Origin of the sequence: Streptomyces sp. 4N509B, assembly GCF_052245655.1 — a bacterium.
GTDB lineage: Bacteria > Actinomycetota > Actinomycetes > Streptomycetales > Streptomycetaceae > Streptomyces.
The window spans coordinates 150,629-160,648 of sequence record NZ_JBQQBZ010000011.1 but is presented as its reverse complement, the minus strand read 5'-3'; the positions used below and the strand labels follow the sequence as shown (position 1 = coordinate 160,648).

The following is a 10,020-nucleotide window of genomic DNA, read 5'->3' as shown; positions in this document are numbered from 1 at the left end:
GCTCACAGGAGCGTGGGGTTTGCCGGGTGGCCGCTCCCGCGCGGGTCCGGCCCGTGGGGCGGGGCCGGGAGGGTTTCGTGGACCGCGTCCCGCGGCGTGTTCATGGCGACGCCCCCGGCGGGCCGCCGGGGCACGTCGCGCGCGGACCCCGTGGCGGTGGGGCGGCGCAGGACGAGGACGGTCAGCAGGGTCGCGGCCACCAGCAGCACGGCGCCGATGCCGAAGGCGAGGTGGAAGCCGCCGGTCAGGGCGGTGGCGACGGGCTCGCCGTCGGCGGCCAGGTCGGCGGTGCGGGTGGCGGCCAGGGTGGACAGGGCGGCGACGCCGAGGGCGGCGCCCAGTTGCTGGGTCGTGTTGAACAGGCCCGAGGCCACGCCGGCGTCCGACGGGCGGACGCCCGCCATGCCGATGCCGGTGAGCGCGGGCATGGCCAGTCCGAAGCCGCTCGTCAGGAGCATCACGGGCAGCAGGTCGACGACGTAGGAGCCGCCCGCCGGGAGACGGACGAGCAGCAGGCGCGCCGCCAGAAGGAGCGTCAGTCCGGCGAGCAGGACGGCCCGTTCGCCGAAGCGGCCGATCAGTCGGGCGGACAGGGCGAGGGAGGTCCCTCCGATGGCGATCGCGGCCGGGAGCATGGCGAGGCCGGTGGCGGTGGCGTCGTAGCCGAGGACGTTCTGGAGGTGGAGCGCGATGAGCACCTGGAAGCTGAACATGGCCGCGAGCATCAGCACCTGGACGAGGTTCGCGCCCCAGATGTTGCGGGAGCGAAGAAGCCGCAGGGGCAGCAGGGGGGTCGCGGCGGTGGCCTCGCGTGCGAGGAAGGCCGCGAGCAGGACGGCGGCGAGCGCCGCCAGGCCCAGCGTGCGCGGGGAGGCCCAGCCGTGGTGTTCGGTCTGGACGATGGTGTAGACGGCGAGCATGGCGCCGCTGGTGACGAGGACCGCGCCGGGCAGGTCCGCGCCGCCGCCGAGGCCGGTGCCACGGTCCGCGGGCAGGGCGCGTGCGGCCAGGGTGAGGGCGGCGAGGCCGATCGGCAGGTTGATGAGGAAGATCCACTCCCAGCTCAGCGCGTCGGTGAGCACGCCGCCGAGGACCTGACCGATCGAGGCCCCGGTCGCTCCGGTGAACGCGAACGCGGCGAGCGCGCGGGCCCGTTCGGCGGGCTCGGGGAAGAGCGTGACGATCATCCCGAGGCTGACCGCGGAGGCCAGGGCGCCGCCGACGCCCTGGAGGAACCGGGCGGCGACGAGGACTTCGGGGCCGGTGGCCAGGCCGCACAGGACGGAGGCGGCGGTGAAGACCGCGAGCCCGGCGAGGAACACGCGCCGGTGGCCGAGGAGGTCGCCGAGTCTGCCGGCGAGGAGCAGGAGTCCGCCGAAGGAGAGCAGGTAGGCGTTCACGGTCCAGCTGAGCCCGGAGGGGCTGAAGCCGAGGTCCTGCTGGATGGCGGGGAGCGCGACGGTGACGATGCTGCCGTCGAGGATGATCATCAGCGTCCCGGCGCAGAGGACGGCCAGGGCGAGGGCTCGCGAGCGCACCGACGGGGAGGCGGGGGAAGTGGGGGCCGCGGATGGCGACATGGGGTCTCTCCTGTTCGGGAGGGCAACAGGAGAGACAGTAGCAGATAGTTTTGTTGTAGACGATCTTCTGTGGATCTAACTCTTGCGTTCACGCGAACGACGCGCCGCGGCCGCGCCCTCGGCCGGCGTGGCCAGATGCCCCCCGACCAGCCGCTCCAGCGCGCGCACCAGCACCTTCCGCTCGGAGCTCGGCAGCGCCTCGAGCGCCGCCGCGTGCACGCCGTCCACGATCCGCTGGCTCCGCTCGGCGATCCGGGCGCCCTTCTCGGTGACCGCGATGATCCGCGCCCGGCGGTCGGTGCGGGAGGGGCGGCGCTCGGCCAGCCCTTCCTTCTCCAGCGCGTCCACCGTCACGACCATCGTCGTCTTGTCCATGTCGCCGATCTCCGCGAGCTGGATCTGGGTGCGCTCCTCCTCCAGGGCGTGGACGAGCACACAGTGCATGCGCGGCGTGAGGCCGATCTCGGCGAGGGCCGCCGTCATCTGCGAGCGCAGCACGTGGCCGGCGTGGTCCAACAGGAAGGACAGGTCGGGCTCGTCACGGGAGGGCGCGAGTGCGGTCATGCCCCCAGCGTAGCCCCGGGCCGTGGAGAGGCGGATTATCCGCAAGCCACCTATGCGTCGACCACCTGCGCGTCGGTCGCCTGCGCGTCGGCGACCTCGCCGGCCTCCCCGCGACGCTCGGCGGCGTGTGTCACGGCCGCGGCGGCCAGCGCCCGGATGATCGGGTGGGCCCGGGTGCCGTCGCCCGCCAGCTCGGGCTGGAAGAGGGTGGCGAGGAAGAACGGGTGGCCCGGCAGCTCCGCGACGCGCACCTCGCCCGCCTCGTCGGTGCCGCTGAAGCGCAGGCCGTGCGCGCGCAGCACGTCGAGGTGTTCCGGGTTGGGGCCGTAGGAGCAGTGGTAGCGCTCGACGGTCCGCGCCGCCCCCAGCACCCGCTCCGCCAGGGACCCCGGCTCCACGGTGACCGTGCCCTCGTGGCCGGCGAGGGAGCAGGCCAGCGGGACGATCAGCAACTCCTCCGCCTCCGGCCGGTTCTCCGCGTGCTGCACCTCGCCGAGCCCGCACACCGACCGCGCGAACTCCAGCAGGCTGTGCTGGAAGCCGCCGCAGGTGCCCAGGAACGGGACGCGCCGCTCGCGCGCGGCGCGAACCGCCGCGACCGCGCCCGCCTCACTGCGGTACGGGCTGCCGGGCAGGAGCCAGACGGCGTCGAACCCGTCGAGCGCGCCGGCCGGTTCGGCGTCGGGGGTGGGAATCCAGTACGCGTCGAGGACCAGGTGGTCGCGCTCGGCGAGCGCGTCGAGCTGGGCGGGCACGCGGGCGTGGGCACGGACACTGGGCGATCGGTCGCCGACCAGGGCGAGGCGGGCTGTCACGGAGCTGACGGAGTCGGACATGGGGACATCCTGACCGCCGCCCCGCCTTCAGCGCCAACGATGATGTGTGACCCGTCCATCAGTGATACTGATGGACGTGGATCCTCACCTTCTGCGCACCTTCGTCACGGTCGCACGCCACGGCTCGTTCTCCCGAGCCGCCCACGAGCTGGGGTACACGCAGTCGGCGGTGTCGCAGCAGATCGCCGCGCTGGAGAGCGACCTCGGTGCCGCCCTGCTGCTGCGGCGCCCCGTCACCCCGACGAGGGCTGGCGCCCGCCTGCTGGAGCACGCCGCTCCCCTGCTGCTGCGTCTGGACGCGGCCCGCGCGGACGTCGCGCGGTTGACCGCGAAGCCCGCCACCCGCGTCGTCGTCGGCGTCACGCCGCTGGCCGCGACGGCGCGCCTGGCCCGCCGCCTGGCCGAGGTGCGGCGCTCCCACCCCGGTGTGGCGGTGACCGTGCGGGGGGTGGGACGCGAGGCCGTCGCGGCCGAGGTGGCGACCGCGACGGTGGACCTCGGCCTCGTCGACGGCGTCGCCGCGCCCAGCGACCCGCTGCCCCTTCCCGACCTCGGTCCACTGACGGCGGTGGCCGTCGCCGAGGAGCCGCTCGCCGTGGCGCTGCCCGACGGTCACCCGCTCGCCGGGCGGACGGGCCTGGGCCTGGCCGACCTCGCAGACGCCCGCTGGATCGACGCGCCCGACACCGGCGTTCCGCTCGCGCGGCTGCGAGCCGCGAGTGGCTACGACGGCTTCCGCGCCTCGATGCGGTACGACGGCGGCGACGTGCGCGGGCTCCTCGCGTTGGCTGCCGCCGGGCACGGGCTCACGGTGCTGCCGCTGCCGGTGGTGGACGGCGCGGCCGGCGTCCGCGCGGTCCCCCTCTCCTCGCCACAGCTGGTCCACCGCACCGAGGCCCTCCACGGCGGGACGCTCGACGGGCCCGCCGCGCTCCTGGCCGCCGGCCTGGCGCCGGCGGCGACCCCCGGGACGGCAACCCCCGGGACGGCGGCACCACGGACGGCGATCCCGGCCGCGGCGATCCCGGAGACGGCGGTCCCGGAGACGGCGTCCGCCCACCGCCCCGTGACGGCGGGGTGACCTTCGTCAACGCCGCTGCCGGTACTCCGTGGGGCTCAGGCCCGTGGCGCGCCGGAAGCGTTGGGAGAAGTAGAGCGGGTCGTGCCAGCCGAGTTCGTGGGCGATGGCGGAGACGGGGCGGCTGGTGAGGTCCAGGAGTTGCTTGGCGAGCGTGATGCGGCGGTCCTCGACGTAGCGCTGCGGCGTGGTCCCGAGGTGCTCGCGGAACAGGCGCGTCAGCCGGGACGGCGACAGGTGCGCGCCCGCCGCGAGCCGCGTCACCGTCAGCGGCTCGGCGAGGTGGTCGTCGATGTGGTCCAGCACGCGCAGCAGGCGCTCGTCGATGCGGCCGGCCGGCGGTCCCCCGGCCCGCGGGGGCGGGTTCTGCGTGTCGTACCACAGCAGCGCCTCCTCCAGGGCGTTCATCGCGAACGCCTCGGCCCGCCGCAGGGCGCCCGTGCCGGCGCGGGCGGAACGCAGCAGGGCGGCGGTGATCCGCTGGTGGACCTCGCCCGTGGTCGCGATGTGGCCGACGCCCGCCACGGGCTGGGGCCACGTCAGGAGCGGCAGCCACTCGGCCCGGGGGCGGAAGTGGGAGAAGACGATCTCCCAGCGGCCCGGTTGCGGGGCCGTCGCGTAGTCGTGCAGCGTCGCGGGGCGCAGCAGCACGGCGTCGCCGGGCGCGGTGCACAGCGTGCCGTCGGCTCCGGCGAACGCGCCGGAGCCGGCCATGGTGTGGATCAGGAGCCAGTCGTCGGTGCCGCGGCTGCGGTAGGTGGCGTAGTCGGCTCCCTCGGCGAGGTGCCCGCCGAGCACCTGCCGGACGACGGGGGTGCGGGACTCGGGGCGGGCGCCGGGCCTGTGGCGGACGAGTGCGGAATGTTCCATGTTGAGGCCGCGTTCTGCCATGGTCGGGGACCGGCGCGGTCCCCAGACTCACCGGTATGACTATCGTGCTCGAACCGGGACGGACGTCCCGTCAGGAGACCGCCGACGCGTACGCGCGGGACGGCGTGGTGCAGATGCGTGGCCTGCTGTCGCAGGCGGAGGCCACCGAGATCCGTGAGGTGTTCACCGAGCAGGTGGAGCGCGACCGCTCCCTCGGCTACGACGACCACCTCCCGGCCGACGACGTGCTGGCACGCTACCCACGCTTCGTCCACCCCCACCGCCGGGCGGACACGGCGGCGGGCCGGCTGGCGCGCCGCTGGATGCTCGACGCCCGGATCCTCGACGTGGTCCGGGAGCTGATCGGCTCCCCGCTGGGGGCGCAGTCGATGTTCTACTTCAAGCCGCCGACGGCCCGGGGTCAGGCGCTGCACCAGGACAACCTCTTCCTCCAGGCGCACCCCGAGACGTGCCTGGCGGCGTGGATCGCCGTGGATGCGTGCGACGGGGAGAACGGCGCCCTCAGGGTGGTGCCCGGCACGCACCGGTACGAGCTGGTGTGCCCGCAGGAGGCCGACCCCTCGGAGTCGTTCACCAGCGTGGGCCTGACCCTGCCGGAGGGCATGGCGGCGGTGCAGACCGAGATGCGCGCGGGCGACGTGCTGTTCTTCCACGGCAGCCTGGTGCACGGCTCGGAGCCCAACAGGACCGCCGACCGGTTCCGCCGCTCGCTGATCTTCCACTACGTGCCGGCGTCGAGCACGGAGATCGCGGCCTTCTACCACCCGCTGCTCACCCCGGAGGGAGACGAGGTCACGGTCGCGGCGGCGGCCGAGGGCGGCGCCTGCGGGGAGGGCTGGGAGCCCGCGACCGCCGCGGCCTGACGTCATGGCGCCTCCGTTCCGCCGGTTCCTGTCTGTCCGGTCCGCTCGCCCTCAGCCCTTCAGGCCGCTGGCGAAGCCCTTGATCACGTAGCGCTGGAGGAGCAGGAACGCGAGGACGATCGGCAGCGCGGCCAGCACCAGGCCGGCGAAGACGAGGCCGTTGTCCGAGACGTACTGGCCGACGAACGCGAAGACCCGCACCGGGACGGTCTCCCGCGCCGAACCCCCGAGGTAGAGCAGCGGCGTGAAGAAGTCGTTCCAGATGAAGACGGCGTTGAGGATCAACACCGTCCCGGTGATGGGCCGCAGCAGCGGGAACACCACCCGGGTGAAGGCCGTGACGTGGCCGGCGCCGTCGATGAGCGCGGCGTGGGCGTACTCGGCGGGCAGCGCCCGGATGAAGCCGGTGTAGAGGAAGACGGTGAAGGGCAGCTGGATCCCGGTGTAGAACAGCACCATCCCCTGGAAGCTGCCGAGCATGCCCATCGAGTCGACCAGCTTGAACAGCGGGATCATGCCGAGTTGGAACGGCAGCACGATGCCGAGCAGGAACAGCACGTACAGCCCGTAGCCCAGGCCCGTCGCACAGCGGGCGAGGAAGTAGGCCGCGAACGAGCCGAGCGCGATCAGCGCCACGAGGCTGAGGACGGTGACGACGGTGCTGTTGAACAGCGCCGGGCCGAGCTCGGCGCGATGCCAGGCGTGGGAGAAGTTGTCGAACGTCGGGTCCGTGGGCGGTGACAGGGGCGCGTCGGCGGCCTGGCGCGGGTCCTTCAGGGAGAGCGTGACCAGCGCGTACACCGGGAAGAGGAAGGCCACGGCGACGGCGACCATCACGAGCTCCAGCAGGAACGTGCGAGGCCGGTAACGGAGTCTCACGCGGTCACCTCCCGGCGACGCAGGTAGTGGAGCTGGACCAGGGAGACGGCGGCGACGAAGAGCGCCAGCACGAGCGCGATCGCGGTGCTGTAGCCGTAGGAGCCGTAGACGAAGGCCTGCTTGTACAGGACGGTGGAGAGCGTCTCGGTGGAGTACCCGGGACCGCCGCCGGTGGCCGCGTAGACCTGGTCGAAGAGCTTGAGGCCGCCGATGGTCGACAGCATCAGGTTGACGGTGAGCGCGGGCGCCAGCAGGGGCCAGGTGACGTGGCGGAAGCGTTGCAGGCGGCCGGCGCCGTCGATCAGGGCGGCCTCGTGCAGCTCGTCGGGGATGGCGGTGAGGCCCGCGAGGAAGATGACCATCGAGTATCCGGCGAACTGCCACACGACCATGCCGGCCACCGACCACAGCGCCAGGGAGGGGTCTCCGAGCCAGTCCTGGCGCAGGCCGTCGAGGCCGACCGCGCCGAGGACCGCGTTGAGCCCGGCGTCGGGCGCCGGGTTGAAGATGTACTTCCACAGGAAGGCGATCATCACGGGGCTGACGACGGCCGGGGCGAAGAAGACGACGCGCAGCACCGCGCGGGACCTGATGTGGGTGTGGACGCCGAGGGCCAGCAGCAGGCCGACGCCGTTCTGGACGAGGACGATCGCGGCGGTCAGCAGCAGGGTGTTGCGCAGCGCGCCGCGGGCGGCCTCGTCCTCGAAGAGCGTGCGGAAGTTGTCCAGGCCGTTGAAGGAGCGGTCGCCGATGCCGCTCCAGTCGGTGAAGGCGTAGACGATGCCGCTGACGCTCGGGTAGAGCACCACGAGGGCGTAGACGCCGAGGGCGGGCAGCACGAACCACCACGGCGGGATGAGGAATCCGCCGCGCCGGCGCCCCAGGCCCTTCCCCCGGCCCCGGCCCCCGGCACGGCCCGGGGCGGGGGAGCCCGCCCGACGGGACGGGGCCTTTTGGGGCGGGGCCTTCCCGTCCGGTGCCGTGGCGGCGCGGTGGGGAGTCACCGTCACCACCTACTCCTTCCCGTACGCCTCGTCGAGCCGGCCGAGCGCCTCGTCGATGGTGATCTCGTCGCCGAGCAGCTGCTGCACGACGGCGAAGTGCGTCGGCTGCACCTCGGCGTTGGGCCACGCCTGGTCCATGAAGGGCACGGCGCGGTCCTCGTCGAGGTAGGGCAGGAACGGGTCGAGGACGGGGTCGATGCGGGAGGAGTCGTCGCGGAAGAGCGGCACGCAGGCGACGGTCTCGGCCCAGCGGTTGACGTTCTCCTGCCGGGCGAGGTACTCGACGAACGCCAGGGCGTCCTCGGCGCGGTCGCTGCCGGCGCTGACGCCGAGGCCGACGACGACGCCGGCGGGGATCCACACCCCGGAGGCGGTGTCGGCGCCCGGCAGGGGGAACATGGCGAGCTCGTCGGGGTTCGCGGCGGCCTCGCGGTAGTCCGGCAGCACCGCGGAGACCTGGACGGCCATGGCCGCCTCGCCGGTGGCCACCATGGAGGTCTGCTGCTCGAAGGTGGTGCCGTTGGGGTTGTCGTTGAAGTAGCCCCGGTCGCGCAGCTCCAGGTACATCGCGAAGGCCTCGGCCCAGCCGGAGCCGGCGAAGGTGGCGGAGCCGTCGCGCATGCGGCTGTCGAAGTCCGGGGTCGGCGCGTAGACGGTGGAGGGCACGAGCGCGTAGGTGATGAGCTGGGTGACCCACTGGGTCTGCGCGCCCAGCGCGATGGGGATGGTGCCGGCCCGCTTCAGGCGCTCGCAGACGTCGAGGAAGCCGCTCCAGGTGTCGGGCGGCTCGACGTTCGCCTCCTGGAAGACGCGGGTGTTGTAGATGGCGCCGATCACGCTGCTCCCGGCCGAGAACAGGTGGGTCTTCCCGTCGAGCTGGAACGCCTCGGAGAAGTTCCCCGGCACCCGCCCGGTCCACTCCTGCCCGCTGAGGTCGGCCAGCAGCCCGGCGCGGGCGATCTGCGCCATGCTCATGGCGCTGCCGTTGCCCGGGAAGACGACGTGGAGGTCGGGGGCGTTGCCGGCGCCCAGCTGGGTGCGCAGCGAGGTCTGCACCTGGTCGGTCGGGGAGTAGGTGGTGTTGAACTCCGTTCCGGTGTCCTTGGTGTACGCCTCGGTGAGCAGGTCGAGCGGCGCCTGCTGGTCGGAGACGCCGACGAGGCGGAGCCCGCCGCCCGAGCCGCCCGAGGTGCCGCCGCACGCGGTCAACGCCGCGGGCAGCGCGGCCGCCGCGGCGGTCGCGCCGGACAGCCGCAGGAAGGAGCGGCGTCTGAGGGTCGTCCTCGTTGACGACGTGGTCATGGTTCCTCCGTAGGGTGTCGCGTCATTCCGCGTCGCCGCCCCCGCGCGCCACCTCGTAGGTGACCTTCTGCTCGTCGAGCTCGCGCAGGGATCCCGCGTCCGCGCCGTCGTCGACGATCACGAGGTCGAGGGCGGAGAGCGGGACGACCCGGTGGAGGGCCACGCGGTTGAGCTTGGTGTGGTCGATCAGCAGCACCGAGCGGGCGGCGGCGCGGATCATCACGCGCTTGACCGACACGATGTGCTGTTCCTGGTGGTAGGCGAATCCGCCGGAGACGGCCGAGGTCGACACGAAGCACAGGTCGACGTTGAGCGCCTCGATCGCGTCCACGCACGAGACGCCGAGGAAGGAGTCGTGCAGCGGGTCGTGGTCGCCGCCGAGCGCCATGAGGCGGATGTCGCGCTCTCCCGCCAGCAGGTTGATCGCGGGCAGGAAGTTCGTGACGACGGTCAGGGGGCCGACGCCGGTGAGGCGGCGGGCCAGGGCCAGGGCGGTGGTCGAGTCGTCCAGCATGACCGCCATGCCCGGCTCGACGAGGGCGGCGGCCTGTTCGGCGATGGCGTCCTTGGCGGCGACCATCGACTTCATGCGGTAGGCGACGTTGCTCTCGAAGACCCCCGAGGGCTGCGCCGTGACGCCGCCCCGGTACTTGCGGACGATGCCCTGGCGCTCCAGCTCGTCGAGGTCGCGATGGATCGTCATGAGGCTGACGTCGAACCGCGCGGAGAGCTCGGCGGCCGTCACCGTGCCCTGGGACAGGATCAGTTCGGCGATGTCTCCCCGGCGTCGCTCGGGGCTGCGGCGGGCGCTGCTGTCTGTGGTCATGGCCCGATCCTCCCTGAGCATGCGGCGGCAGACATAACACGCCGGGATGTTTTCTTAACATCGCGACGTCACCTTGTCGCAGGGAGCTTGGAACACGCGCAGGCCGCCGGTCAAGACGTGTGCAGGGACCAAAATCACGCTCACGCGTTATAAGTTCACATCTCTCAGCGATACATCTCGCGCAAGGAGGGCGCCGC

General features: G+C 73.0%; 10 protein-coding genes. 2 read left to right on the top strand and 8 right to left on the bottom strand.

Going from position 1 to position 10,020, the window contains the following annotated elements; all coding sequences use genetic code 11:
• Positions 1-2 precede the first annotated feature (2 nt).
• From ACTWP5_RS13735 to ACTWP5_RS13725, 3 genes are all read right to left on the bottom strand, one after another.
• A complete protein-coding gene (locus tag ACTWP5_RS13735; RefSeq protein ID WP_443221184.1) occupies positions 3-1,580 on the bottom strand; it encodes an MFS transporter in 1,578 nt (525 codons plus the stop codon).
• Positions 1,581-1,655: 75 nt separating this feature from the next.
• Positions 1,656-2,144, bottom strand: a complete 489-nt coding sequence (locus ACTWP5_RS13730) for a MarR family winged helix-turn-helix transcriptional regulator (RefSeq protein ID WP_443221183.1) — start codon at positions 2,142-2,144, stop codon at positions 1,656-1,658.
• A 50-nt stretch (positions 2,145-2,194) separates the two neighbouring features.
• Positions 2,195-2,980: a CTP synthase C-terminal region-related (seleno)protein gene (locus ACTWP5_RS13725; protein ID WP_443221182.1), complete on the bottom strand. Its 786-nt coding sequence runs from the start codon at positions 2,978-2,980 to the stop codon at positions 2,195-2,197.
• Positions 2,981-3,050: 70 nt separating this feature from the next.
• On the opposite strand from ACTWP5_RS13725, the gene ACTWP5_RS13720 reads away from it, so the two are divergent.
• Positions 3,051-4,061: a LysR family transcriptional regulator gene (locus ACTWP5_RS13720; RefSeq protein ID WP_443221181.1), complete on the top strand. Its 1,011-nt coding sequence runs from the start codon at positions 3,051-3,053 to the stop codon at positions 4,059-4,061.
• Between the two features lie 6 nt (positions 4,062-4,067).
• Here ACTWP5_RS13720 and ACTWP5_RS13715 read toward each other — a convergent pair whose 3' ends face one another.
• Positions 4,068-4,928 (bottom strand): helix-turn-helix domain-containing protein, encoded by an 861-nt coding sequence (locus ACTWP5_RS13715; RefSeq protein ID WP_443221180.1) that lies wholly within the window; start codon positions 4,926-4,928, stop codon positions 4,068-4,070.
• A 56-nt stretch (positions 4,929-4,984) separates the two neighbouring features.
• Between ACTWP5_RS13715 and ACTWP5_RS13710 the strand changes: the two genes are divergently transcribed.
• Positions 4,985-5,812, top strand: coding sequence for a phytanoyl-CoA dioxygenase family protein (locus tag ACTWP5_RS13710; RefSeq protein ID WP_443221179.1), 828 nt, complete (start codon positions 4,985-4,987; stop codon positions 5,810-5,812).
• A 51-nt stretch (positions 5,813-5,863) separates the two neighbouring features.
• Here ACTWP5_RS13710 and ACTWP5_RS13705 read toward each other — a convergent pair whose 3' ends face one another.
• Genes ACTWP5_RS13705 through ACTWP5_RS13690 form a run of 4 tightly spaced genes read right to left on the bottom strand, consistent with a single transcriptional unit; the run spans position 5,864 to position 9,823 of the window.
• Positions 5,864-6,691: a carbohydrate ABC transporter permease gene (locus tag ACTWP5_RS13705; RefSeq protein WP_443221178.1), complete on the bottom strand. Its 828-nt coding sequence runs from the start codon at positions 6,689-6,691 to the stop codon at positions 5,864-5,866.
• Positions 6,688-7,701: a carbohydrate ABC transporter permease gene (locus ACTWP5_RS13700; protein ID WP_443221177.1), complete on the bottom strand. Its 1,014-nt coding sequence runs from the start codon at positions 7,699-7,701 to the stop codon at positions 6,688-6,690. The genes ACTWP5_RS13705 and ACTWP5_RS13700 overlap by 4 nt, the downstream gene beginning before the upstream one ends.
• A gap of 3 nt (positions 7,702-7,704) precedes the next feature.
• A complete protein-coding gene (locus tag ACTWP5_RS13695; protein WP_443221176.1) occupies positions 7,705-8,997 on the bottom strand; it encodes an ABC transporter substrate-binding protein in 1,293 nt (430 codons plus the stop codon).
• A 22-nt stretch (positions 8,998-9,019) separates the two neighbouring features.
• The gene (locus ACTWP5_RS13690; RefSeq protein ID WP_443221175.1) at positions 9,020-9,823 is read right to left on the bottom strand and encodes a DeoR/GlpR family DNA-binding transcription regulator; all 804 of its coding nucleotides are present in this window, start codon (positions 9,821-9,823) and stop codon (positions 9,020-9,022) included.
• Positions 9,824-10,020: the final 197 nt, after the last annotated feature.